This window comes from Lutimaribacter pacificus (genome assembly GCF_900142185.1).
GTDB lineage: Bacteria > Pseudomonadota > Alphaproteobacteria > Rhodobacterales > Rhodobacteraceae > Lutimaribacter > Lutimaribacter pacificus.
In genome coordinates, this window is sequence record NZ_FQZZ01000003.1 from 17,049 (window position 1) to 41,142 (window position 24,094).

The 24,094-nt window shown below is 65.1% G+C and carries 22 protein-coding genes and 1 tRNA gene; 4 read left to right on the top strand and 19 right to left on the bottom strand.

Features of this window, described 5'->3' with window-relative positions; translation table 11 throughout:
* Nucleotides 1-66 precede the first annotated feature (66 nt).
* Nucleotides 67-1,071, bottom strand: a complete 1,005-nt coding sequence (locus F3H87_RS08875; RefSeq protein WP_223228015.1) for a DNA topoisomerase IB — start codon at nucleotides 1,069-1,071, stop codon at nucleotides 67-69.
* 17 nt (nucleotides 1,072-1,088) lie between these two features.
* Nucleotides 1,089-3,164 (bottom strand): catalase, encoded by a 2,076-nt coding sequence (locus F3H87_RS08880; RefSeq protein ID WP_149789285.1) that lies wholly within the window; start codon nucleotides 3,162-3,164, stop codon nucleotides 1,089-1,091.
* 426 nt (nucleotides 3,165-3,590) lie between these two features.
* Here F3H87_RS08880 and F3H87_RS08885 point away from each other — a divergent pair, with 426 nt between their 5' ends.
* Entirely contained in the window at nucleotides 3,591-4,199 is a 609-nt protein-coding gene (locus F3H87_RS08885) for an exopolysaccharide biosynthesis protein (protein ID WP_149789284.1), read from the top strand.
* Here F3H87_RS08885 and F3H87_RS08890 read toward each other — a convergent pair whose 3' ends face one another.
* The 5 genes from F3H87_RS08890 to F3H87_RS08910 all read right to left on the bottom strand — a co-directional run bounded on the left by F3H87_RS08890 (nucleotide 4,200) and on the right by F3H87_RS08910 (nucleotide 7,752).
* Complete coding sequence (locus F3H87_RS08890; RefSeq protein ID WP_149789283.1) at nucleotides 4,200-5,051, bottom strand: SDR family oxidoreductase; 852 nt, start codon at nucleotides 5,049-5,051, stop codon at nucleotides 4,200-4,202.
* A gap of 43 nt (nucleotides 5,052-5,094) precedes the next feature.
* Complete coding sequence (locus tag F3H87_RS08895; protein WP_223228016.1) at nucleotides 5,095-5,496, bottom strand: glucose dehydrogenase; 402 nt, start codon at nucleotides 5,494-5,496, stop codon at nucleotides 5,095-5,097.
* A 181-nt stretch (nucleotides 5,497-5,677) separates the two neighbouring features.
* Nucleotides 5,678-6,550, bottom strand: coding sequence for a complex I NDUFA9 subunit family protein (locus F3H87_RS08900; RefSeq protein ID WP_262974979.1), 873 nt, complete (start codon nucleotides 6,548-6,550; stop codon nucleotides 5,678-5,680).
* Nucleotides 6,551-6,656: 106 nt separating this feature from the next.
* Nucleotides 6,657-6,845, bottom strand: coding sequence for a DUF3008 family protein (locus tag F3H87_RS08905; RefSeq protein ID WP_149789281.1), 189 nt, complete (start codon nucleotides 6,843-6,845; stop codon nucleotides 6,657-6,659).
* Nucleotides 6,846-6,987: 142 nt separating this feature from the next.
* Entirely contained in the window at nucleotides 6,988-7,752 is a 765-nt protein-coding gene (locus F3H87_RS08910) for an aldo/keto reductase (protein WP_149789280.1), read from the bottom strand.
* Nucleotides 7,753-8,160: 408 nt separating this feature from the next.
* On the opposite strand from F3H87_RS08910, the gene F3H87_RS08915 reads away from it, so the two are divergent.
* A complete protein-coding gene (locus tag F3H87_RS08915) occupies nucleotides 8,161-8,379 on the top strand; it encodes a hypothetical protein (RefSeq protein ID WP_149789279.1) in 219 nt (72 codons plus the stop codon).
* A gap of 308 nt (nucleotides 8,380-8,687) precedes the next feature.
* On the top strand, nucleotides 8,688-8,915 hold the full coding sequence (locus F3H87_RS22145; protein ID WP_223228017.1) for a phospholipase D-like domain-containing protein: 228 nt from the start codon (nucleotides 8,688-8,690) through the stop codon (nucleotides 8,913-8,915).
* 105 nt (nucleotides 8,916-9,020) lie between these two features.
* On the opposite strand, the gene F3H87_RS08925 is transcribed toward F3H87_RS22145, so the two are convergent.
* Together F3H87_RS08925 and F3H87_RS08930 are read right to left on the bottom strand one after the other, a co-directional pair.
* The gene (locus F3H87_RS08925; protein ID WP_149789278.1) at nucleotides 9,021-9,728 is read right to left on the bottom strand and encodes an IS6 family transposase; all 708 of its coding nucleotides are present in this window, start codon (nucleotides 9,726-9,728) and stop codon (nucleotides 9,021-9,023) included.
* Nucleotides 9,729-9,865: 137 nt separating this feature from the next.
* Nucleotides 9,866-9,955, bottom strand: a tRNA-Ser gene (locus tag F3H87_RS08930).
* A gap of 147 nt (nucleotides 9,956-10,102) precedes the next feature.
* Between F3H87_RS08930 and F3H87_RS08935 the strand changes: the two genes are divergently transcribed.
* The gene (locus tag F3H87_RS08935) at nucleotides 10,103-11,284 is read left to right on the top strand and encodes an AI-2E family transporter (protein ID WP_149789313.1); all 1,182 of its coding nucleotides are present in this window, start codon (nucleotides 10,103-10,105) and stop codon (nucleotides 11,282-11,284) included.
* A 79-nt stretch (nucleotides 11,285-11,363) separates the two neighbouring features.
* On the opposite strand, the gene F3H87_RS08940 is transcribed toward F3H87_RS08935, so the two are convergent.
* The 10 genes from F3H87_RS08940 to acuI form a co-directional block, all read right to left on the bottom strand.
* Nucleotides 11,364-13,841: a DUF3772 domain-containing protein gene (locus F3H87_RS08940; protein WP_407657171.1), complete on the bottom strand. Its 2,478-nt coding sequence runs from the start codon at nucleotides 13,839-13,841 to the stop codon at nucleotides 11,364-11,366.
* 55 nt (nucleotides 13,842-13,896) lie between these two features.
* Nucleotides 13,897-14,928, bottom strand: coding sequence for a cysteine synthase A (locus F3H87_RS08945; protein WP_149789276.1), 1,032 nt, complete (start codon nucleotides 14,926-14,928; stop codon nucleotides 13,897-13,899).
* Between the two features lie 54 nt (nucleotides 14,929-14,982).
* Nucleotides 14,983-16,104, bottom strand: coding sequence for an NUDIX domain-containing protein (locus F3H87_RS08950; protein ID WP_149789275.1), 1,122 nt, complete (start codon nucleotides 16,102-16,104; stop codon nucleotides 14,983-14,985).
* A 3-nt stretch (nucleotides 16,105-16,107) separates the two neighbouring features.
* Nucleotides 16,108-16,551 (bottom strand): TrgA family protein, encoded by a 444-nt coding sequence (locus F3H87_RS08955; RefSeq protein ID WP_149789274.1) that lies wholly within the window; start codon nucleotides 16,549-16,551, stop codon nucleotides 16,108-16,110.
* The gene (locus tag F3H87_RS08960; protein WP_149789273.1) at nucleotides 16,548-17,756 is read right to left on the bottom strand and encodes an SAM-dependent methyltransferase; all 1,209 of its coding nucleotides are present in this window, start codon (nucleotides 17,754-17,756) and stop codon (nucleotides 16,548-16,550) included. Before F3H87_RS08960 ends, F3H87_RS08955 begins: the two co-directional genes overlap by 4 nt.
* Nucleotides 17,757-17,834: 78 nt before the next feature.
* Nucleotides 17,835-19,253 (bottom strand): cryptochrome/photolyase family protein, encoded by a 1,419-nt coding sequence (locus tag F3H87_RS08965; protein WP_149789272.1) that lies wholly within the window; start codon nucleotides 19,251-19,253, stop codon nucleotides 17,835-17,837.
* Between the two features lie 48 nt (nucleotides 19,254-19,301).
* Entirely contained in the window at nucleotides 19,302-20,522 is a 1,221-nt protein-coding gene (locus tag F3H87_RS08970; protein WP_149789271.1) for an aminotransferase class V-fold PLP-dependent enzyme, read from the bottom strand.
* Nucleotides 20,523-20,648: 126 nt separating this feature from the next.
* Nucleotides 20,649-22,289, bottom strand: coding sequence for a BCCT family transporter (locus F3H87_RS08975; protein ID WP_149789270.1), 1,641 nt, complete (start codon nucleotides 22,287-22,289; stop codon nucleotides 20,649-20,651).
* A gap of 37 nt (nucleotides 22,290-22,326) precedes the next feature.
* The gene (locus F3H87_RS08980; protein ID WP_149789269.1) at nucleotides 22,327-22,743 is read right to left on the bottom strand and encodes a universal stress protein; all 417 of its coding nucleotides are present in this window, start codon (nucleotides 22,741-22,743) and stop codon (nucleotides 22,327-22,329) included.
* A gap of 262 nt (nucleotides 22,744-23,005) precedes the next feature.
* Nucleotides 23,006-23,998: an acryloyl-CoA reductase gene (gene acuI / locus F3H87_RS08985; protein WP_149789268.1), complete on the bottom strand. Its 993-nt coding sequence runs from the start codon at nucleotides 23,996-23,998 to the stop codon at nucleotides 23,006-23,008.
* Between the last annotated feature and the right edge of the window lie 96 nt (nucleotides 23,999-24,094).

Genomic DNA, 24,094 nt, shown 5'->3' on the forward strand with positions numbered 1-24,094 from the left:
GTCGAACAGCGCGGCGGCGGATATGTTCCCGTTCAGGACACTCCCGGCGACACTGCACCTCCGCCCTCACCGCACAGACGACAGAACAGAGCCCTCGAGCAGGGCAATAAGCTCCGCTTCGTGAGCGTGCAGACCGGAGAGGTCGGGCGGATCGAGCGCGGCCAGGCGCGCCGTTCGATCCTGCGGCACCATCTCGGCCAGGGCGATCACCGACGGGTGAATATAGCTCTTGCGCGCGATGGCCGGGCTGTTGTGAAGGCAGGCGGCGGCGACCTCGGCCATGTCAGTGATCCGCAGCGCACCGTCCGTTTGCGCGGCCAGGGCAAAGGCGGCATGGGTGCCTTTCCAGGTTCGGAAGGTCTTGGCGCTGGCATCCTTGCCGCACAGCTCGTGCAGCGTCTCGTTGATGTCTTCGGAGCGCAGCGTGTGCAATATGTCCTCGCCGTCGCGCCAACTGAACAGCGCCGCCCCCGGCAGGTCGTGGATGCGGTGCAACGCCCGCGCAAGACGCCTGCCCTGAAGGTGTGCCTCGACCCTTGCACCGTGCTTTCCGGGAAAGACAATAGTGATGTCCTGCCCGTCGAAGCGGACGTGCCGGCCCAGCAGCGTGCTTGCGCCATAACTGCCATTCTCAGCGGCGTAGCAGGCGTTACCCACCCGCAGCGCAGCCCGGTCCAGAAGCGCCAGAACCGCCGCCAAGGCAAGCCGGCGCGATCCGGCGGGAGCGCGGAGATCCACGGCGATGCGTCGGCGGAGGCGTGGCAGCGCTCGGCCGAAGGCGGCCAGATCGCCAAACTTGCGCTGTGCCCGGAGCGCCTGCCAGTCAGGGTGATAGCGGTACTGCTTGCGCCCCCCGGCATCGCGACCGGTGGCCTGCAGGTGCCCGCGCGGATCCGGCGAAATCCAGACCTCCTCATAAGCCGGAGGTACGGCCAGCGCCTCGATCCGGGCGCGCTCTTCAGGATCGCGGATCAGCGTTCCGTCGGGCGTGTAATAACTGAAGCCGCGTCCGCGGCGGCGGCGCGTGATGCCCGGGCCATCATCCGTGACATGGATCAGTTTCTGCTTCACGGCGGCCGTCCGCCCCCTCACCTCATACGGCCCCAGAACCGCAGCGCGGCGCAACGGTCCAGAAACTGCCTCGGCATACCATCGCCCATGACCATCATGCCTTCGTCCGGTTCAAGGGGCAGCTTGGCTGCGTCGAACAACGGGCGGGACGCATCGTTGTAGAGAATGAACTTGCCATGCGCAAACGCATCAGCAAGCCAGACCCGCGCCGCATGTTTTTCGGCCAGATTCCCCGCTCCCCCTTCCGAAAGCAGAATCGCCACCGCATCGAACAGCACTGACGGGCCACCGTCTATGCATTCCTGCGCACCGATCTCGGTGCCGTCCGACGCCTTCACCCCCCCGATCCGCGGTGCGACGATGGCAGGGATCGCACCCGCTCCGCGTACCGCCGCAAGAAGCGCCTCGACCTGGTCGATGTCGACACCGTCGGAGAGCAGGATACCGAGCTTGCGCCCGGCAAAGCAGTTCGGGCCGTTTTTCAGGATACTGAGCGCGTCAGAGGGCGGCAGGTCGGGGATAGGCTCGCGCGCAGGCACCGGCGCCTCGGGCATATCCATACCGAGGCCGTCGCACACCTCGCCTGCGAGTTCTTCGTTCACATGGCGCAGATGGCCGACCAACCGCGCACGGATCTCAGGGTGTTCGACCTTCGAAAGCTCGAACACCAGCGCCGCAGCCATATGTGCCTGCTCCACCGGCGTCTGGCTAATGTAGAACTGGCGGGCCTGGCTGTAATGATCGGCAAAGCTCTCGGACCGTTCCCGCACCTTCGGCCCCGGGGCGGCGACCGGGACGCTTTGGAATCCTGTCGGATCCTCACGCGGTCCGCCTTCGGCCCCGGACCAGGAATTCGGCTCGTAGTTGGCACGCCCCGAGGGGTTGGCCATGGCCATATGCCCGTCCTGCTGGAAATGGTGGAACGGGCATTTCGGCGCGTTGACTGGCAGGTGGGTGAAGTTCGGCCCGCCCAGCCGCTTGAGCTGGGTATCGAGATAGGAAAAGTTCCGGCCCTGAAGCAGCGGATCGTCGGTGAAGTCTATGCCCGGCACGATATTGCCGGTATGAAAGGCCACCTGCTCCGTCTCGGCGAAGAAATTGTCGACCACCCGGTCGAGGACCAACCGTCCGACCCTGCGCACCGGTACCTCCTCCTCGGGGACGATCTTGGTCGGATCGAGGATATCGAAGGCGAAGCGGTTTGCGAATTCGTCATCGAAAACCTGCAACCCCAACTCCCATTCCGGCAGGTCGCCGAACTGGATCGCCTCCCACAGATCGCGGCGGTGGAAATCTGGATCGGCGCCGTTGATGCCCACGGCTTCAGGCCAGGTCACCGATTGCAGCCCCTGCTTGGGTTTCCAATGGAACTTGACGAAGCGGGCCTCGCCCTCGGCATTGACCATGCGAAAAGTATGGACCCCAAAACCTTCCATGAAGCGGAACGACCGCGGGATGGCGCGGTCGGACATGATCCACATGACCATGTGGATCGCCTCGGGCATCAGCGACATGAAGTCCCAGAAATTGTCATGCGCCGTCTGCGCCTGCGGAAAGGCGCGGTCGGGGGCTTCTTTCGCCGCATGAATGAGATCGGGAAACTTGATCGCGTCCTGGATGAAGAACACCGGAATGTTGTTGCCGACGATGTCCCAGTTGCCCTGCTGCGTGTAGAGCTTGACCGCGAAGCCGCGCACGTCGCGGGCCAGATCCGCCGAACCCTTGTTGCCCGCGACGGTCGAGAACCGCACGAAGGCGGGCGTCCGCTCTCCGGCACGCTGGAACAGATCGGCCGAAGTAAGCTCGGAGAGCGACTCATAGGTCTCAAAAAAGCCGTGCGCCCCATAGCCCCGGGCATGGACGACACGCTCGGGAATGCGTTCGTGATCGAAATGAAAGATCTTCTCCCGGAACAGGAAATCTTCCATGAGCGTAGGTCCGCGTGCGCCCTGTTTCAGCGAGTTCTGGCCGTCGGAGAGCGGTGTGCCCTGCGCCGTGGTCATGCGCGGCCTGCCATCGCCCGCGGTCTGATGGGTGTCGCCGCCGGCCTGGATATCTGGCCGCTTGTCGCGGTTCATATGGTCCTGATCCATTGGTCGCTCCTGCGTTGCGCGTTGGTAACCATGAAAACAGATCAGCCGCCCGTATGTTCCTGGTCAGAGCGTGTGTCGGGAACACAATGATCTCATCGTCCGATATCTGACCAAAGTCCCGGCAGCGAACGCCGACCGGGCGGACGTCGCCCGAACATTTCACCGCTCTTGCCGGGCACTTCACCGCCGAACCCGAGGAACATCTCCCCCCACCCGTCGGTTCACTATCGGACGGCGAGGCGCTGGCCCGGATGCGCTGGCCGGACACAATCATGTCTGTCAGGCGCGCCAGTTCCACCTGTGGCGCGACGGGGTGTGGCAAAGTTCGGCGAAGATGCGGGCCGCAAAATGCGCCCTGACCGACGATGCGATCGCACTACTGGCGGCCTGGTACGCCAGCCCTTCCCCGGAACGGAGGCTTTCGGAATGACCAATCCCGCAGACCAAAGACGGAACGCCCCGCCAAGCACGATGATGGACGTCGTGGACCGGCTTCACGATGCGGCACATGACGACCACACCTCGTTCGGCGACATTATCGAAGGGCTGGACCGCGCCTCTTTCGTGCCGGTGCTGATGGCTCCGGCATTGGCTGTTATCACGCCGCTTTCGGGAATACCGCTGTTCTCGAGCTTTTGCGGCATCCTCATCCTGCTGGTGGCGGGGCAGCTCGTGTTCGGGCGGCACCACCTCTGGCTGCCGCATTGGTTGATGCGGCGGGAGGTGCCGTCCGACAAGCTGCGAAAAGCCGCGGAATGGCTGCGGCGGCCGGCACGCTGGATCGACCGGCAGACGGGGAAACGGCTGTCTTTTCTGGTCCGCCCCCCGGCCGACCGGCTGATCTATCTGGTCTGCGCGCTTTGTGGCGCGGCCATGCCGGTCTTTGAACTGGTGCCCTTCACCTCGTCCATCCTCGGCGCCGCGGTGACGCTGCTGGCGCTGACGATCCTCTTGCAAGATGGCGTGCTCGCCCTGCTGGGCCTCGCCGTCATCGGCAGCGCCATCGCCGCCGGCATCTATGCAGTGCAAGGGTGACTAATCGGCGGTCGGTGCGCCACCGTCCGGGTGCAGGATGTGCCCGGTCATGTAGGAGGCGTCATCGCAAGCCAGGAAGAGCACCGAAGGCGCCACCTCATTCGGCTGACCAGGACGGCCCATCATGCTGCTCTGACCGAAGCCTTCGACCTTCTCCGGGGGGAAGGAGGCCGGGATCAGCGGTGTCCAGATCGGCCCCGGCGCTACCCCGTTCACCCTTATACCCCGCGGCGCGAGCTTGTGAGCCAGCGCCCGGACAAAGGACAAAACAGCACCCTTCGTGGCGGAATAGTCGATGAGCTGATCCTGACCGCGATAAGCGGTGACCGAGGTGATACCAATAATCGCCCCGCCCTCCGGCAGATGCGGCAGCGCGGCCTGCACCATATACATCTGGCCGAAGATGTTGGTGCGGAACGTCGCCTCGATCTGATCCTGCGACACGTCTTCGAACTTGTCCTGTGCGTGCTGTTCACCGGCGTTGTTCACCAATACATCGAGCCGGCCAAACCGATCGACCACCTCGGAAACCGTTGTGAAGCAGAAGGCGCGGTTGCCGAGGTCGCCACGCAGACCAAGGGCCTCTGCCCCTTCGGCGCGGATAGCAGCCAGCGCCTCCTCGGCATCCTGGTCTTCGCATTTGTAGACGATCGCCACCGCCGCCGCACCTTCGCGCGCGAACAGTACGGCCGAGGCGCGGCCGATCCCGGAATCGCCACCGGTAACGATAGCGACTCGCCCTTCAAGCCGCCCCGCTCCCGGAAAGCGAGGGACATACTCGGGGAGGGGCTCCATCTTGTGCTCGCTCCCTGGCTGGCGGGACTGCACACGGTCTTTGGAATATTGCGTCATGGCACGACTCCTGTTGCTGTGTGACGGGTGGGACAGAAGATCTTCAGGGACTGCGGCGCCCCTTGAGCAGCACCGGCAGGGTCAGAAGGACCAGAACGAGGATCACCGTCGGCGCAACCAGCCGCGGCACCTGTGCCCAGCCATCCAATCCCTTCTCCCAGAGCGCCCAGACGACTGTAAAGGCATAGGTCGCCAGATAGACCCAGAGCGCCATAACCGACGGTCCGGTCAGAAACCACGCCGTCACGCAAAGGCCGATGCCCGCAATGGCATAATACCAACTTCCGCCGAGCGAGATCAGCCAGATGCCCCCTGCGAGGATCAGCAGCCCGAACACACCCACAACGGCGGCCAGAACCAACGTGGCGACGTAGCCGCCGGAGCGGTTCCGTACACCGGTCCGTTCGGTGCGGGCGGGATGGGCGTCTGCGTTCGTATCAGACATGGATACCTCCTTTCGATCATGGTTGCCCTGACGAACGAACAAAATATCGCATCCGATGTTCCAGCCGGGGTCCGGTATCCCCGTCTATGGGCCACCGGATGGTCTGCCCGAGCAGCCCGCGCCCGCCTCGTGCTCACCGAGCATCGTGCGGACGTAACCCTGCGCCTGTGGTCATGTTGCCTTACCGGCCCTGGACAATTTCCTGCACGATGGGTTCAAGCCGACGCGGTGTAACCTGGAGGGCACGCATCCCGTCCTTGTCCGCGATGTTGTCGCGTTCCATCAATGCGACCTGGTGACGGGTCAGCGGCGCGCCGGGCAACCTCTCCGCCCCGAGCGCCATGGCGTACCACAGCGGAAACGGAACCGGCAGAAGGTGCGCGCGAAGCCCTGCGGACCGGGCAATGGCTTGGACGAGGTCGCGGTAGGTGTAAACTTGGGGCCCGCCGAGGTCGTATACCGGCTGCGCGTCTTCCACCTGAAGGGCATTGGCCACGGCGCGGGAAACATCGCCCACATGCGCAGGCTGCAAGCGTGTCTCGCCGTCGCCAAACAGGGGATAAATCGGCATACGGCGCAACAGGCGCAGGATGGTTCCAACCAATGCCTCGCCTTGCGCGAACATGACGGCGGGGCGCGCGATCACGGCATCGGGGCAGGCCTCTCGCACCACCGCCTCTCCCCTGCCACGCGCCCGCACATAGGCATCACCGGCCTCTGGATCGGACCCGATGCCGGAAATATGCACCAGCCGCCGGACACCGGTCTCTGTGCAATGGGCTGCCACTCTGCCCGCACCGGCAACATGGATGTCATCGAAGCTGACCGCGGCCGTTTCCGTGTAAAGACTCACCGCATTTACCACGACCTCCGATCCTTTCACCGCCCGCGCCACGTCCTCGGCATTCGTGATGTCGGCACAAAGGACCTCGGCCCCTGCCTCTCCGGCCTGTGTCGCATGCTGTGCATGCCGGGCGACGATCCTTACACGCCGACCGTCGCGCAGCAGGTGCCGGACGATCCGGCGTCCCAAAAACCCGGTGCCACCGAACACAGTGTACAGATCCGGCGTGCGCGGTCCGTCCTTTGAACCGGACCCGGCTTCGCGTGGAGCAATGGGGGGCCGACCCGCATCACCTCCGCGAGCGTTGCGCCCGTCCTCACTTGTCGCCGACATGCTGGGGCTTTCCACTACGACTCGTTGAGGCCATTTCCTCGAGCTCCCGTTCGGACATCGAGTCGTACATGTCCTTTGAGGCGCCCTGCAGTTCGCTTACCTTGGTATCGCCGCGTTTCGCAGACAGGGCGGCTCCGGCCGCCTTCTGCTGTGCTTTAGATTTCGCAGGCATCTCGTTTCTCCTTGCTGCCGGTTGCTCCTGATCTCCCAACCTGCAGCGCGCAAGATTGTTCGCACGGAACGGGTGGAGGCCTGCACTCCCCGCGGGTGCTCGCCGCAAGAGCGTTTCGGGCGCGACGAAGCCCCCGACGGTATCATGCATATGCGACGGAACTCCCCAGAGCCGACCACATCTCGTTCATGCGGTCGATGCGCTGCATGTCATCATCGGACAGCGAGAAATCGTAGAGCGCGAAGTTTTCCTCGATATGGCTGGTCTGATTGGCTTTGGGGAGGGGAACGATTCCGCGTTGCAGGTTCCAGCGTAGAATGATCTGGGCCGGGGTCCGTTGGTGCTGCGCCGCAATGTCATGAAGCTGCGGATCATCCAGCCGTTCGCCACGTGTCAGGGGGCTATAGCCCATGAGTACGATGTTTCGTGCGCGATGGTGGTCCTGAAGCACGTCACTGTGACCGAACGGGCTCCATTCGATCTGGTTGACCACCGGCGTCTCCCCTGTAGCGGCGGCCAGTGTGTCGAGCATATCCGAGGAATAGTTGCTCACGCCAATGTCGCGCACGAGCCCATCCTCGCGTGCCCGGATAAGCCCCTCCCACAGCGCCTCACCGGCTCCGTTCTCCGGCGGCCGGTGGATCAGGGTCAGATTTGCGTAATCAAGGCCGAGTTCGTCCAGATCCCGCCGGACAGCATCGAGAGGTGTATCGTCTTCCTCGATTTTGGTGACGATATAGATGTCGCCACGTTCGATGCCGCTGCGCTGCAGCCCCATTCCGAGACCAGCCTGACTACCGTAATCCACGGCTGTGTCGAACATGCGATAGCCGATACGAAGCGCCTCCTCGATGGCGCCCGCCGTACCATCGGTCAATTGCCACGTTCCCAATCCCAGGCGTGGCATGTCGTGCCCGGTCCTGAGGCGTATTGTCGATTGTGGGTCCATCTGATTTCTCCTGACTGCGAGCCGGCACGCAACGCCGGACATTGCGGCGAGAAACAGGCGGGAGAGAGGAATGTTCCCAATGCCGACCGCGCGGCCGGTCGAGCCCAAGATATTGCTTTCCTCGCAATATGGGTTTTACCCGACAGATCTTTTGAGACCGTTTGTTTGGGCACTGACGCTGCATGGTGATGATTTTCCGTCTTCATCATTTGCAGCCCCGAACCGAGTTCTGAGTTACCCCACCGAACCATTGTCCATCCATTGGACAGGCTCTGGCGTTGCTGCAGGAACAATCGCTGAGGCCGGCTGTTCAGGGTTGCGCGGCGGGCACATCCGCTCCCTGCCATTGACATGGAAGGAACATTCATGCTGCGGCATATGGTAATCCAGCTTTCTATCGGAGCCTTGTTGGCTACGGCCTTTCTGCTGGTTATCATCTGGGTTGCGGCACCCACATCCATTGTTCTCTTGCGCGAAGCACTCGAAAGACCCGATCAGCTTCCGGCAATCTGGCTTGGAGCGATCGCCCCTTTCTCGATCTGCTATCTCGGAACTGCGCTGATCATTGGAGAAGAGACCCGTTGATTTTGCATACACTGTATAGTTCACTAGTTCAAAATCGAGCGGTGACGTGACTGGTCTTTTCTGACTTGCGGACGCGTAAGCGGCGCACCTTGAGCGCTATCTCCAAAGTCCCACGGCAGACCGCTCGTCGACGCTACGCGCATTGCTTCGGCGCAGTATTCCGGGGTTGGTTTCGATGCCATCGATGTCTCTCCTTTGTGGCAAGATACCAAGTCAAAGGAGCGGAACAATCCCGTGACAGGTCCAGATACACGCACCACGCGCGGCATCCACCCGACGATCACCACCGCGATCTTGTCGACGGATCTGTGCTGTTTTCCGAACGGCATGTCGAGACGGGAGGGGGACGTGTCCATGCAAAGATCACTTTGGCCGATGACGACACGATCTTCATAACCAGCGCAAACTTCACCGGGCATGCAATGGAAAAGAACCTGGAGGCCGGCGTGTTGATAAAAGGTGGAGAGACTCCTCAAGACATTTCTCGACACTTGAAGGGGCTCATAGACCTCAACACGATAACAAGAGTAAATTGATACGACTGGCATAAAGAGTTGAGTTCGGATCGGCTGCAAGTCACCTCTAGCAGGTGCTGTCAGACGAATTCGAACTCGTCTCTGCAAGGACAGCGACGCTGTCCCTTATGCCGCGCAGAGACCGCGCCACTCGGCCAGAGCAGCGATTCGGTTCTGCTTAAAGTGGTCCCGTTTGGAGAGGCTGCGATCCTGGTTGAAGTGGTTGAAAATGGAGGAATGGATGGCGACAAATTTCTGCAGACTTTGCATTCGCCGAAACCGCTGCATCGCGCGTTCTCGTCGTCGGAATGGAAGGTGTGAGTTCTTAGTCCTGTTGTTAAGCCAACGACCACAGGCTTGCCGGTCTTCGCACCCCATGTCGCGAAGCGCTGCTTTGTAGGAAGCAAGCCGATCCGTTACCAGCACCTCTGCCTGACCATATCGCCGGATCAATTTCCTGAGCATTTTCAATGCGGCGCGTTTGTTTCTTCGCTTTGTGACGACGCTCTCAAGCACCTCGCCTTCGTGATCGACAGCTCGCCAGAGGTAGTGCCGCTCACCGTTGATCTTCACGAAAACCTCGTCGATATGCCACCGCCATCGGGAAAAGGCTCGCAGCTGCTGAACACGCCGCCGGCGGATCTCCGACGCAAACATCGGCCCGAACCTGTTCCACCAGAACCGGATGGTTTCATGGCTGACGTCGATGCCGCGCTCGTGCAGCAGGTCTTCGACGTTTCTGAGCGATAGCGGGAACCGGACATAGAGCATCACCGCCAGACGGATGATCTCGGGACTGGTTTTGAAATACTTGAACGGGGAGCGTTTGGTCATGCTCTGAAGCTACGAAAGCCCGCTGCCCGCCTCAAGACAAGTTAATCTGACAAGACCCGTCGCAGAGCGACGTAAGCGTCGGGAATTCCGCAGGAATTCTGCGCAGTTTGGACACTGGAATGCGAGACGAATGTCGGTGGCGGAGAGACAGGGATTCGAACCCTGGAGACGGTTTCCCGCCTACACGCGTTCCAGGCGTGCGCCTTCGACCACTCGGCCACCTCTCCGTGCGGCGTGTTCTAGCCGCAGCCGCGACCGGAACACAAGACCGATCTTGCATTGCCCTGCGCATCGTTGCCTCTTGCCCCGGCATGACCCATACTCGTTCGCGGACGCAGAATGACAGGACAGGAATGAACCGCCCCAATACCGACATGCCCGCCCCAAAGACCCAGGGCACCGGCACGCGCCGGCCCGATCCATACCGGCTGCAGACCGGGGCGCTTGTCATCATCGCCTTCGCGGTCGTGCTGTTCCTGCTGGTTCAGGCGCGGTTCCTGCTGATCTCGCTGGCCACGGCCATCGTGCTGTTCGCGCTGACCTCGGACGCGATCAACTTCATCGCGCGGCAGCGGGTCGGGCCGTTCCGGGTGCCGAACTGGCTGGCCTCGGTCGTGGCGCTGGCGCTGATCTCGGCCGCGTTGCTGACGCTGACCTCGATCATCCTGACGCAGGTGAACACGGTGCTGTTCACCACGCTGACCTATACCGACCGCGCGCCCGAGGCGCTGGCGGCGATGTTCGCCTGGATGGGCGAGGACGTGGAACAGGCGGTGTTCAACTCGGTGCGCACGGTCGAGGTGTCGGGCTACCTGCGCTCGCTTGCGGGCCAGGCCGGCAACCTGATGCAGGGCACGGTCCTGGTGATCCTGTTCGTCGGCTTCCTGTTCGCCGAGCGGATCTGGTTTTCCACCAAGCTGACCAATTTCTTCGGCGACCCTGCCCAGGCCGAGCGGGTGGGCCGCATCGTCGGGTCGATCATTCACCGGGTAAACTATTACCTGCTGGTCAAGACGCTGGTCAGCGCGGTCACGGGGCTGATGATCTTTGGCCTGGCGCAGATCTTCGGGCTGGAACTGGCGGTGGCGATGGGGGTGATCACCTTCATCCTGAACTACATCCCCAATATCGGCTCGATCGTCGCCACGGTGCTGCTGGCGCTGGTGGCCTATGTGCAATTCGCCGATCCGGCGATGACCCTGGCCATCTTCCTGATCGCCGGGGCGATCCAGTTCGTGAACGGCAACGTGATCGACCCGATGCTGATGGGGCGCGCGCTGCGGCTGTCCTCGTTCGGGATCATCATCAGCCTGGCCTTCTGGGCGGCGGTCTGGGGCATTCCGGGGATGTTCCTTTCGGTGCCGATCATGGTGGGGATGATGATCGTGTGCAGCCATGTACCGGCGCTGCGCCCCATCGCGATCCTGCTCTCGCGCGAGGGGCTGCCCGAGGACGAGGGCGACATTCCCCCCGCCCCCGAATCCCGCGAGCGCGCGGCGCGGCCCTCCTCGGCCTTCGCACCCGATCCCGACGAACTGCCCGGAGAGCCGGACTGATCCTCAGCCGGTCAGGCGGATCGCCACCCGGCCATGCCAGCCAGACACCCGCCGTCGCCGGGCCGGCCGCGAAGCCCGGTCATCGCCCGTCCCCGTCGGGGCCGTCGCCGTCCATGTCGTCGGCATCCAGATGCGGGGTTTGCGGTGTGCGGGCGGCCCTGTCGCTCTCGGTGGCGGGCGGTGTATCGGCCGGTTCGGGTTTTTCGGCCGCCGCACGGCCGCCCGGCAATACCTCGGGGTTGCGCAGCCAGATATCGCGCTGCGCGAACGGGATCTCGATCCCCTCTTCGGCAAAGCGGCGGGCGATTTCGTGGTTCATCTCGGATTTCACCGACAGCACCCAGTTCACGTCGCGCAGGATCGCGCGGATCTCGAAATCCAGGCTGCTGGCGCCAAAGCCCTGGAACACCACCGCGGGCGGCGGTTGCAGCAGGACCATCGGATGCGCCTCGGCCACCTCGCGCAGGATATTCTCGGCCCGCTTGGTATCGGTGCCATAGGCCACGCCCACCGGCACGATCACCCGGCCCACGGTATTGCCGCGGGTGTAGTTGGTGACGGTGCCGCTGATCAGATCGGCATTCGGAATGATCACGTCGGTGCGGTCGAAGGTCTCGATCCGGGTCGAACGCACCGAGATGTTGCGCACATAGCCCATCTGCCCGCCGACCTCGATCCAGTCGCCCTGGCTTATCGGGCGCTCGATCAGCAGGATGATGCCCGAGACGAAGTTCGATACCATGGTCTGAAGGCCGAACCCGATGCCGACCGACAGCGCACCGGCCACGATGGCAAGCCCGGACAGGTCGATCCCCGCGGTGGTGATGGCAATTACGGCCGCCAGGAATATCCCGACATAGCCGAGCCCCGAAACCACGGCGGTCTGCCCCCCGGTATCCAGCCGCGTTTTCGGCAGCACCGTGGTCCGCAGCGCGCCCTGCACCAGCCGCGTGGCAGTATAGCCCAGGGCGAAGACCAGCACGAAGGTCAGGAAATCGGTGGGAGAGATGCGGGTTTCGCCGATCTCGAACCCTTCGCGGAACCGCGTCCACAGCTCGCTCAGGTCGCTGACCCGCGCGCCCCAGATCAGCGCCAGCACCGGCAGCGCGGCGAAGGTCAGGAAGAACCCGATCAGCACCGGCACCAGCGCCTCGCGGGCGCCGTCCTCGCTGCGGGTCAGCAGCGAGTAGACGTCGAACACCAGCCCCTGCAGCAACGCCACCGTCCCCAGCAGGAACAGCGTGCCCGTCGTGGCATAGATCAGCAGGTCGAAGGCCCGCGCATAGCCCAGCACCCCCAGCAGGATCGCCCCGATCCCGACCAGCCACAGCGCGCGCCCCACCAGCGCCGCCAGCAGGTAGCGATAGGGCCGCACCTGGCCGGATTCGTCGTCGTCGGGGGTGTCGTACTGGCGCAGGGCCTTGCCGATGCGCCACAGCAGGATGCCCGCGACCGCCCCCACCGGGAACAGCAGCACCGCGCGGGCATCGTCGGCGATATCGGCCGCGTTCGCCAGAAGCTTGACGAAAATCCCGGCGGACAGAACCCAGGCCAGCGTGATGAAAAGCCAGCGCAGCCGTGTCAGCGTCTCTTCGGCCATGTCCAGCGGGTTGCCGCGCCCGCCGTCGCGCGTCGTGAACAACAGCGAGGTCAGCCAGCGGGCGACGATGATGTTGACGGCGATGACCGGCAGGTTCTCGACGATATTCTCGCCCCGCAGCCCGAACATCCCGGTCAGCTGCAATCCGATCGCCACCAGGAAGATGCCGGCAAAGGGCAGGATCAACTTGCCCAGCGACAGCACGAATTCCACCAGCCCGCGGCCGCGCCGTGTCCGGGCGCTCACGCGGCGCGACAGCCAGTCGCTCCAGATCCGGCCGCGCAACATCAGTATCAGGCCGATCACGCCGAGCACGATTGCAATCGGCAGGTTGGTGGTCAGCTGGTCGCGCCGGATCGGATTGGCCCACTGGCTGCGCGATTCGTTGGCGATACCGCGCAGCGCGCCGCGCAGCCCCTGCCACGCCTGCGTCCAGCCCTCGGGGTTGAGCGGCGACACGACCCGCGCCATCAGGTCCTCGGTCCAGCGCTGGCGCACCAGCGCGTCGATCTCGGCAATCAGCCGGTCGGCGCGGGTATGCGCCTCGGTCGCCAGTTGCACCGGCACGCGCAGCTCGGCCAGCCGCGCCTTGAGCCGGGCGCGTTCGTCGGCGATCCGTTCGGGTTCGCTCTCGCCCTCCTCCGGGGCCGGGCCCAGCGCATCAAGCTGGCTTTGCAGGGTGCGGATACGGCCGCCATTGGCCGACTGCATCCCCAAAAACCGCGCGCGCCAGTCCACAAGATCCTCGCGCAGCGTGGCCAGCGCAAAGTTCGACGCCCGGCCCGCGTGCAACGCCTCTTCGGTGCGTCGGGCCAGGTTCTGCCACTCCGGGTCGTCATAGCCGGGCACCGCAGCGGCGGGCGTTGCGGGCGCGGGGGCCTGCGCGGCGGCCGCCGGCGCGGGGCTGTCCGCCGCCGCATCGGGCGGCGCGGCCTCGTCCTGCTGGGCATGGGCCATTGCGGCGCAGGCCGCCAGAACAAGCCCGGCAAGGAACAGGCGAATCCCGCGCAACTCAGCCATCCCGGTAGACGGCGGGCACGTCATCGCGGCCCGGCCCGGTCAGCCATTCGGGCACCGGCAGGCCCTTTTCGGTCAGGAAGGCGGGATTGAACAGTTTGGACTGGTAGCGCGTGCCGTAATCGCACAGGACCGTCACGATGGTATGGCCCGGCCCCATTTCCTGCGCCATGCGGACCGCGCCCGCCACGTTGACGCCGGACGACCCGCCCAGGCACAGCCCTTCGTCCGACAGCAGGTCGAACACCACCGGCAGCGCCTCGGCATCGGGAATGCGGCAAGAGAAATCCGGCGTGAACCCTTCCAGGTTCGCGGTGATCCGCCCCTGCCCGATCCCTTCGGTGATCGAGTTTCCGGGGTTTTCCTGCCCGGTATAAAGCTTGAAAAGCCCCGCACCCTCGGGGTCGGCCAGCCCGACCTTTACGCCCCTGGGCTGCAGCGCCATGCCCACGCCCGCCAGCGTTCCGCCCGAGCCCACGGCGCAGATGAACCCGTCGACCTTGCCGCCGGTCTGTTCCCAGATCTCGGGACCGGTGCCCTCGATATGCGCCTGGCGGTTGGCCACGTTGTCGAACTGGTTGGCCCAGATCGCGCCCTTGGGGTCGGTCCCGGCCAGCGCCTCGGCCAGACGGCCGGAATAGCGCACGTAATTGTTGGGATCGGCATAGGGCACCGCGGGCACCTCGACCAGTTCGGCCCCGGCCAGGCGCAGCATGTCCTTCTTTTCCTGGCTCTGGGTTTCCGGGATCACGATGACGGTGCGGAACCCCATCGAGGCGCCGACCAGCGCAAGGCCGATGCCGGTATTGCCGGCGGTGCCCTCGACGATGGTGCCGCCGGGGGCCAGCAGCCCCTTTTCCACCGCGTCACGGATGATGAACAGCGCCGCGCGATCCTTGACCGACTGGCCGGGATTCATGAATTCGGCCTTGCCCAGAATCTCGCATCCGGTCACTTCGCTGGCTTTGCGCAGCCTGATCAGCGGCGTGTTTCCGATGGCCTGGGCCAGATCCTGTGCAATGCGCATATCGCATCCCCCTGTCCTGTGTTCCTTCAGGTGTAGGGGGCCGCGAATGGGAACTCAAGCCGATGCGCGCAGGTGTTCACGATGCCGTGCAAGCCACAGCAGCATCGCGGCCAGCGGCATGGCGTTGATCTCGCCGCTGTCCAGCAGCGCCATCGCCCGCTCGAACGGGATGACGTGGCTGCGGATATCCTCATGCTCGTCGCGCAGCCCGTTCGTGTCGCGGCGCGGCCCGGACAGATCGCACAACCCCAGGAAACAGTGATAGAATTCAGACGAATAGCCGGGCGAGGGATAGGCGCGCATCATCGGCTGCAATGCGCCCAGTTCCAGCCCCGCCTCCTCGACCGCCTCGCGGCGGGCGGCGTCGGCGGGTGCCTCGCCCGCATCCACCAGCCCCGCGACCGGCTCCAGCATCCAGGGCGCGGGATCGTCGCGCCAGATCGGGCCAAAGCGCAACTGCTCGACCAGCAGCACCCGGTCGGTTTTCGGATCGTAAGGCAGCACCAGCGCGGCGTCGTAGGCGACGAAGGTTTCGCGCTGGAACCAGTCGCTGAACCCGCCGTCGAACCGGCGGTGGCGCAGGTCGAAATGCTTTAGCCGAAAGAACCCCTCGAACCCGGTGGGCCGCTCGGATATCTCGATATCGCCGGGGCGGGCATCGCGGCGCAGCGCGGTGGGGGCCGGGTTCTGGCCCAGCATCTGCGCCCAGGCCCGCGCACGGATGAACGGGGCAAGCGCTGCGACCTGGCCCGCATCGTTGCGGCCCATCCGCGCCATCACCTCGCGCGCGAAACGCAGGGTCAGCGCCCCGTGCCCGGCCACCCAGCCGGCCAGGTCCCACGGCGCGCCGGGCGTCCACCGCCCCGGATCGGGGAAATAGACCTGCGCCGCCACCGGCCCGTCATCGGCCTGCACCGTCACCGGCCGCAGCGCATAGCCGAAACCGCCCTCGTAGAAATCGAGCCGCGCAAGCTCTGCCTCGCTCAGCCCGTCCAGCAGCAGCCCCTCGGCCATGCCGCCCTTTTGCGCGACGATCAGGGGAAAGCCCTGCCCCTCGGCCCAGTGCACCGCATGGCCGGGCAGCCGCGCCGGCACCGCCGCCCCGCCCGGCGCACGGCCGAGGACGATCTCAAGAAGCGGCGGATACCGCAGCGTGCCATAGAGGAAAAGCGCCATGCCCTACAGCCAGCGGCGCGACGCGCTTTCGGCGAAGACCGCGCTCAGCACGCCGCCGAACAGCAACGCGGCGACGACCGAAGGCGTCATGGTCTGCAAAAAGAAATCGATGCCGATGCCGAACATGCCGATCAGCGCCTCGAGCGGGCCGTCGTAAAGCCGCCGGTTGGCCATGATGACCATCTCGCGCGCCGATTGCACGAACAGCCCCCAGAAGGTCAGCACAACCGCCGCGGTGATCCCCACGCCCACCGCGTTCGACATGCCGCGCCCGGTGCGGCTGCCGATCACGACCCAGCCCACCGCCGCGCCCAGCGCGGTGTTGACGTATTCGAACAGGCCGAAATTCTGCAACTCGTCCATCTGCGCCATCACCGCGCGCGAGGCGACCCATCCGGTCAGTGCAAGGAAAAGCGCGGCCACAACGCGCGCGGCGGTATAGGTCATGCGGGTTTCGTCACCGTGATCTGTGTCACGTCGCAATTTCCGCTATGAAAAGTCGCCGCGCAAGAGGTCAGGTAAAAATTCCACATCCGGCGGAACCTGTCGTCGAATCCGAGGCCGGCCACCTCGTCCCACTTGTCGTTGAAGGTGTCGTGCCAGCGGCGCAATGTCTGGCTGTAGCTTTCGCCGAACTCGATATGGCGAGCGACCCGCAGGCCGGCCTTTTCGACCTCGGCCATCAGCACGCCGGGCGCGGGCAGCATGCCGCCCGGAAAGATGTATTTCTGGATGAAATCCACGCCGCGCTTGTAGACCTCCCAGCGGCGGTCCTGCACGGTGATGATCTGCAGCGTGGCGTTGCGCCCCGGCTTCAGCCGCTCGCGCAGGGTGCCGAAATAGACCGGCCAGTATTTCTCGCCCACCGCCTCGAACATCTCGATGCTGGCGATGCCGTCATAGCTGCCCCTTTCGTCGCGGTAATCCTGCAACTTCAACGTCACCCGGTCGGAAAGCCCCGCCTTTTCAATACGTTCCCGGGCAAAGTTGAACTGCTCCTCGCTGATGGTCAGCCCGGTCACGCGCAGCCCGCGCTCCCTTGCCGCGTATTCGGCAAAGCCGCCCCAGCCGCAGCCGATTTCAAGGATGTGATCGCCCGGTTGCGCGCCCATCTGGTCGACCATGCTGGCGTATTTGGCGATCTGCGCCTGTTCCAGGCTGTTCTGGCCTGGCTCGAACAGCGCACTGGAATAGGTCATCGTCTCATCCAGCCACAGCCCGTAGAATTCGTTGCCCAGATCGTAGTGATGGCTGATGTTGCGTTTCGCCTGGCGCTTGCTGTTCGACTGCAGCCAGAACCGCAGCCGTTCATAGGCGCGCACCAGCCCCATGCCGGGAAAGCCGTCATACATCTCGTCGTTGCCATCATGCACCAGGTCCATGAAGGATTGCAGGTCGGGCGTGCTCCACCAGCCGTCGAGATAGGCATCGCAGAACCCCAGGTCGCCATCGCGGATCAGCCGGGCAAATGTGTCGGGGTTGTGGACATGCAGCTCGGCCGCATAGCCCTGCTCGGCCCCGTCGGCGCGAAACCGGCGGCCGTCCGGCAGCAGGAACTCCAGCCGCCCGCGCGCCATGCCCTGTGCCATCTCGAACACTTGCGCGAAGTAGCGAGGCAAGTCGTTCTGGTTGTCCGTCGTCGTCAGGATCATCCGCCATCCCCCCTGCGATTTTGTCAAAGGCTGGCAACAAATGCCCGTCGGGGCAAGGTTTTCGTTGCCCCCGCGCAGTCAGAAGTTGCGGGCCCCATAGGCGCTCAACGCCCGCTTGCGCCCCTCGTCAAGCGCGATGACCGGGGCCGGGTAGCCATCCGCCGCCGACAGGCCCCAGCGGCGCGGGATCGCGTCGAAATAGGACAGGGCGGTATCGGGCGGTGTGCACTGCCCCTCGGCGATCCAGCGGCGCAGGTAGCGGCGGTCGGGGTCGAACTTGTCGAGCTGCGTATCGGGATTGAACACACGGAAATAGGGCGTCGCGTCGGGCCCCGACCCCGCCGACCACTGCCAGCCCATCGCGTTGCTGGCCGGGTCCCAGTCGATCAGGCAATCCCCGAACCAGTGCAGGCCGATCCTCCAGTGGGTCAGCAGGTGTTTCGTCAGGAAACTGGCAACGATCATCCGCCCGCGATTGTGCATCCGGCCGGTCACGTACATCTCGCGCATGGCGGCATCGACCATCCCGATCCCCGTGCGACCCTGTTTCCAGCGCATCACCGCCCCCGTCTCTCGTTCGTTCCAGGGAAAGGCGTCCCATTCCTCGCGCCAGTTGCCGTGCAGGATGCGGGGCGTGTGATACATCAGGTGATAGGCGAATTCGCGCCAGACCAGTTCTTTCAGAAAGGTCTCGGCCCCCGCCTTGCCCTCTTCGCGGGCGCGCAGGCCGGCGTGCCAGCACTGGTGCGGGCTGATCTCGCCCAGCGACAGGTTTTCCGACAGGCGGGATGTGCCGTCCTCGGCCATGACATCACGCATCCGGCCGTAATCGGCCACCTTATGCGCCATGAAGGCCCCCAGCCGCGATTGTGCGGCGCTTTCGCCAAGCTGCACATGGGGGCGCACCACATCGGCACCGCGCCGCATCGCCGCGCCCATCCGCCAGTCGCCCGCATCGTCCGAAACCGGCCAGCGATCGGGCGCCGGGATTCGGGAGGGTGCGGGCAAGGGCGGCGCGACCTCGCGGCGCTTTACCGCGTTCCAGAAGGGAGTGAAGACCTTGTAGGCCCCGCCCTGCCCGGTCTCCACCGTCCATGGCTCGAACAACAGATGCCCGCCGAAACTGCGCGCGTCGATCCCGTCCCCTTTCAGCGCGGCCTTGACCGCCTTGTCGCGCGCCATCGCATCCGGGTCGTAAAGCCGCGTCCAGAGCACCCGGCGCGCGCCGGTTTCACGAACCAGGTCGCGCAACACCTGCAACGCTTCGCCCCGGCGCAGGATCAACCGGCTGCCTTTGCCTTCCAGGGCCCGCGCGAAATACTCCAACCCCAGCCCCAGCCGCCATTTCGGCGCCGCCCCCAGCCCCGCCACCGGATCGTCATGGATGAAAACCGGGATCACCGGCCCACCGGATTTGCACGCGGCGGTCAGGGCGGGATGGTCGCCCAGCCGCAGATCGCGGCGGAGCCATAGTATCGTGGGGGCGATATCCGACAACAGGCTGCTCCGATTTTATCAGGAATACGCGCCAGGCCTGCGACCGGATTAAAGAATCTCGTCCAGAGCCCCGATAAGTTTCTGCACCTCGTCAGGATGGGTGTAATGCACGAAGCTCAGCCGCAGCACGCCTTGCGCGGGGTCCACGCCCATGCCCTCCAGCGCGCGCACGGCATAGAAATCCCCGCCCCCCGCCATGATCCCGCGATCCGCCAGCGCGGCGGCCAGCGGCGCGGCGGGGCGGCGGGCATCGACCGCGACGGTCGGCGCACGATCCCCGGCCCGGCCGGGGCCAAGCAGCCGGACCGAGTTCCTGGCCTTCAGGTAGTCCAGCAAGGGCTGCAACAGCCGCACCTCGTGCCCGCGCATCAGGTCATGCACCCCCGCCCCGCGCGCCGCCGCATCGCCGGTGATCCCGTGATGGCCGGCCAGCGCATCGAAGTAATCCGCGATCCCGGCACTGGCCGCCACCTGCGCATGGTCCGGCCCCGCCGGCGTGAAGCGTTTGTAAAGCGTGCCGGCGTTGAAATAATGCGCCTGGTTCGGCAATTGCTCGCCCAGCGCGCGGCGGATCACCATGATCCCCTGATGCGGGCCATAGGTCTTGTAGGCCGAGAACAGGTAGATATCCGGCCCCATCAGCCCGACATTCGGCAGCCCGTGCGGGGCATAGCTTACGCCATCGACACAGACGAAGGCGCCCGCCGCATGGGCCATGGCGGTGATCTCGACCACCGGGTTGACCTGCCCCACCACGTTGGAACAATGCGGGAAACAGACCAGCCGCACCTTTTCGTCCAGCAGGTCGGCCAGGTCGTCGGGGTCCAGCGCGCCGGTCTCGGGGTCGATGCGCCATTCGCGGATCTCGATCCCCGCCTCGGCCAGCCGCCGCCACGGGCCGGTATTGGCCTCGTGGTCCTGGTTCGTGACCACGATCGCCTCGCCCGGCTGCATCCACTGGCGGAACGCCTGCGCCAGCACATAGGTGTTCTGCGTGGTCGATGGCCCGAAGCTCAGCTCGTCGCTGTCCACCCCCATCAGCGCGGCCAGCCGGGCGCGTGCCTCGTCCATCTCCTCGCCGGCAAGGCGGCTGGCCTCGTAAGGGCCATAGGGCTGCACCTTGCGGCTGCGGTAGAACCGCGTCAGCCGCTCGATCACCGGCCCGCAGGTATAAGAGCCGCCCGCATTCTCGAAAAACGCCTGGCCCTGCAGCGACGGCTCCGCGAAAGCCGGAAACTGCGCGCGCACGAAGTCGATATCCAGATCCATGATCACACCCCCTGATGGTCTTGCGCCCACTCAAGGGGAAACCGCGCGCGGGTGCAATCCCCGCCGTCGCGGCAAAGGAAAAGGCCCCGCGCGAACGGGGCCTTTTGCATCGTGTCTTGCGGGCGCTCAGCTTGCGCGGCGCTCGGCCAACAGGCCCTTCCAGATTGCCCAGCACATCACCAGCAGAACCAGCGTAAAGGGCAGCCCGGTCGAGATCACCATGGATTGCAGCGAACTCAACCCGCCGGCCGACAGCAGCAGCACGATGGCCACGGCGCCTTCGAAGATGCACCAGAACACCCGCTGCGGCACCGGCGCGTCGACCTTGCCGCCCGCCGTGATCGTGTCGATCACCAGCGACCCCGAGTCCGACGAGGTGACGAAGAACACGATCACCAGCACGATCCCGATCAGCGAGGTGATCTGCGTCAGCGGCAACTGGTCCAGCATCTTGAACAGCTTGAGTTCCAGCGGGGCCTCCTGCGCGGCGGTATAGCCGTCCTGGATCACCTGCTGGATCGCCACGCCGCCAAAGACGCTCATCCACAACACGCAGACAAGGCTGGGGATCAGCAGCACGCAGATGATGAATTCGCGCACCGTGCGGCCACGGCTGACGCGGGCGATGAACATGCCGACGAAGGGTGACCAGCTGATCCACCAGGCCCAGTAGAACGAGGTCCAGCCCTGGCTGAAGTTCACGTCCTCACGCCCGACGGGGTTCGACAGGGCGGGCAGGTATTGCAGATAGGCGCCCAGGTAATCGACGAACCCGGTCAGGATCGCGACGGTCGGCCCCGCGAACAGCACGAACAGCAGCAGCAGCGCCGCCAGCCCCATGTTGATTTCCGACAGCACCTTCACACCGCCATCGAGGCCACGCACCACCGAGATCAGCGCAATGGCCGTGATGGCCGAGATCAGGATCACCTCGGTCGTCGGGCCGACGGGGATGCCGAACAGCTCGTTCAGGCCGGCATTCGCCTGTGTTGCGCCAAAGCCCAGCGAGGTGGCCAGGCCGAACAGCGTGGCGAACACCGCGAGGATGTCGATGACATGGCCGACCCAGCCCCAGACGGCATCGCCGAAGATCGGGTAAAAGGCCGAGCGGATCGTCAGCGGCAGACCCTTGTTATAGCTGAACAGCGCCAGCGCCAGCGCCACCACCGCGTAGATCGCCCAGGGGTGCAGCCCCCAGTGAAAGATCGTGGCGGCAAAGGCCAGCCGCACGGCCTCATGCTCGTTGCCGGCCGCCCCGCCCAGAGGCGCCCAGTCGGTGCGCGCGCCGTTCTCGGCCGCCGTGCCGCCGATCGACGAGGCGAAGTGACTCATCGGTTCGGACACGCCATAGAACATCAGCCCGATGCCCATGCCGGCAGCGAACAGCATCGCGAACCAGCCGATATAGCTGTAATCGGGCGTCGCGTCCGCGCCGCCCAGCCGCACGCTGCCCACCGGCAGCACGATCAGCAGCAGGCAGAACAGCACGAAGATGTTGGCCGCGCCGAGGAAGAACCAGTCGAACCCCTTGGTCACCGCCGAGAACATCCAGCTGAACGCCGCCCCCGCCTGTTCCGGCAGCGCCAGCGTGTAGAACACGAAGGCAATGATGACGAGCCCCGAGACCAGGAAGACGGGGTTGTGGATATCCAGGCCGAACGGCCCGATCTGCGTTTCGATATTGTCCTGACCGATCTCGTAATCGGTCTCGATGATATCCGCGATGCCTTCCGGCTCGGGGATACCCTGGTTTGAACTATCACTCATGGTTTGCGTTCCCTCGAATGTCTGTTGGGACGCGCGCTCATCCGCGCACGACCATCACGCTGACCTTGGCATGGGCGGCGACCTTGCCGCCGTTGGACGGCCAGATATATTCCGCCAGGCCCGGGATATGGCTGGCCATGACCACCAGGTCCGACCCGGTCGCGTCGATGGCGCGCAGCAGGCAGTCGTCCATGTCCGAGGTGGGATCGTGGCTCAGTTCCATATGCGCAGAGGCCGCGATGCCGCGGGCCTGACCCTCGGCCGTGGCAAAGGCGGTCAGCTTTTCGCTGTATTCCGCAGGGTTGTGGCCAAGGCTGCCCGGCGTCTCGGCCGTGACACCGACATAGACCAGCGGCACATCGTACAGCCGGGCCAGGTCGGCCCCGCATTGCAATGCGCGTGTCTGCTTGTCCTTATGCGCCAAATCTATCGGCACCATGATGCGTTTGAACACAGGTGTTCCCTCCTTCCACGCGCGATTATCCGGGGGGATGGCCATAACGTCGGGCCAACCGTCCCGCGCGTCTGTTGTTTTCGTGTCCAAGGGGGCGCCGCGGCGTCTCCGGGGCGCGTCCTCCTGTCGCAAGGGTAACGCGCATTCCGCCCCGAGTGCAAATCGACGCGGCGCTTCCGCGACGGAAAGCGACATTTCTCCTGCATTCCAAATGCCGAATATCTCAGGGAAAACCGGGGCCAGCGGCCCCGGCGCGGCGCGGTCAGGCGTTCACGTCGACGACCACCCGGCCCTTGACCTGCCCCTTCAGGATGTCGGCGCCCAGTTGCGGCAGGTCCGACAGGGTCGCGGGCTGCACCATCGCCTCCAGCTTGTCCAGCGGCAGGTCGCGGGCGATCCGCTCCCAGGCGCGCAGGCGGTTGGCAAAGGGCTGCATCACGCTGTCGATGCCCAGCAGGTTGACGCCGCGCAGGATAAAGGGCGTGATCAGCGCCCCCTCGATCGCCGCGCCGCCGGCAAGACCCACGGCGGCGACGGAGCCGCCGTATTTCACCTGCTTGAGGACACGGCCCAGCATCGCCCCCGCCACCGCGTCGATGCAGCCCGCCCACATCTCGGACTCCAGCGGCTTGCGCGTGACCTCGGTCAGTTCCTCGCGCGCGACGATCCGGCTGGCGCCAAGATCGCGCAGGTAGGGGCCCTGCTCGGGCCGGCCGGTCACGGCGGCCACCTCGTGGCCGAGGCTGGCCAGCAGCGCCACCGCCACCGACCCGACCCCGCCCGCGGCCCCGGTCACCAGCACAGGGCCATGGCCCGGCGCAAGCCCGTGATCCTCCAGCGCCATCACCGACAGCATCGAAGTCAGCCCGGCGGTGCCCACCGCCATCGCCTGCCGCGTATCCAGCCCCTCGGGCAGCGGCACCAGCCAGTCGGCCCGCACCCGCGCCTTTTGCGCATATCCGCCCCAATGCGCCTCACCGACGCGCCAGCCGGTCAGCACGACCTTGTCGCCGGGCCTGTAACGCGCGTCCGAGGAATCCTCGACCGTGCCGGCGAAATCTATGCCCGGCACATGCGGATAATGCCGCACCAGCCCGCCGCCCGGTCCGATGCACAGCCCGTCCTTGTAATTCACCGTGGAATATTCCACCGCCACCGTCACCTCGGCGCCGGGCAGGTCCTCCAGCTCCAGCTGCCTGACCCCGGCATGGGTCTTGCCGTCCTCGTCCTTGTCCACGACCAGCGCGTTGAACATCTCTCGCCTCCTTCTTTTCCGCGCGGGGCCCCGCGCCCGTTTTCATCGTTCCGGCAATACTCCGGGGGTGAGGCCGCAGGCCGAGGGGGCAGCGCC

Coding starts and splice junctions, on each gene's coding strand:
- F3H87_RS08880 (WP_149789285.1), bottom strand. CDS start 3,164: ATGGATCAGGACCATATGAACCGCGACAAGCGGCCAGATATCCAGGCC.
- F3H87_RS08885 (WP_149789284.1), top strand. CDS start 3,591: ATGACCAATCCCGCAGACCAAAGACGGAACGCCCCGCCAAGCACGATG.
- F3H87_RS08890 (WP_149789283.1), bottom strand. CDS start 5,051: ATGACGCAATATTCCAAAGACCGTGTGCAGTCCCGCCAGCCAGGGAGC.
- F3H87_RS08895 (WP_223228016.1), bottom strand. CDS start 5,496: ATGTCTGATACGAACGCAGACGCCCATCCCGCCCGCACCGAACGGACC.
- F3H87_RS08905 (WP_149789281.1), bottom strand. CDS start 6,845: ATGCCTGCGAAATCTAAAGCACAGCAGAAGGCGGCCGGAGCCGCCCTG.
- F3H87_RS08910 (WP_149789280.1), bottom strand. CDS start 7,752: ATGCCACGCCTGGGATTGGGAACGTGGCAATTGACCGATGGTACGGCG.
- F3H87_RS08915 (WP_149789279.1), top strand. CDS start 8,161: ATGCTGCGGCATATGGTAATCCAGCTTTCTATCGGAGCCTTGTTGGCT.
- F3H87_RS08925 (WP_149789278.1), bottom strand. CDS start 9,728: ATGACCAAACGCTCCCCGTTCAAGTATTTCAAAACCAGTCCCGAGATC.
- F3H87_RS08935 (WP_149789313.1), top strand. CDS start 10,103: ATGCCCGCCCCAAAGACCCAGGGCACCGGCACGCGCCGGCCCGATCCA.
- F3H87_RS08940 (WP_407657171.1), bottom strand. CDS start 13,841: ATGGCCCATGCCCAGCAGGACGAGGCCGCGCCGCCCGATGCGGCGGCG.
- F3H87_RS08945 (WP_149789276.1), bottom strand. CDS start 14,928: ATGCGCATTGCACAGGATCTGGCCCAGGCCATCGGAAACACGCCGCTG.
- F3H87_RS08950 (WP_149789275.1), bottom strand. CDS start 16,104: ATGGCGCTTTTCCTCTATGGCACGCTGCGGTATCCGCCGCTTCTTGAG.
- F3H87_RS08955 (WP_149789274.1), bottom strand. CDS start 16,551: ATGACCTATACCGCCGCGCGCGTTGTGGCCGCGCTTTTCCTTGCACTG.
- F3H87_RS08960 (WP_149789273.1), bottom strand. CDS start 17,756: ATGATCCTGACGACGACGGACAACCAGAACGACTTGCCTCGCTACTTC.
- F3H87_RS08970 (WP_149789271.1), bottom strand. CDS start 20,522: ATGGATCTGGATATCGACTTCGTGCGCGCGCAGTTTCCGGCTTTCGCG.
- F3H87_RS08975 (WP_149789270.1), bottom strand. CDS start 22,289: ATGAGTGATAGTTCAAACCAGGGTATCCCCGAGCCGGAAGGCATCGCG.
- acuI (WP_149789268.1), bottom strand. CDS start 23,998: ATGTTCAACGCGCTGGTCGTGGACAAGGACGAGGACGGCAAGACCCAT.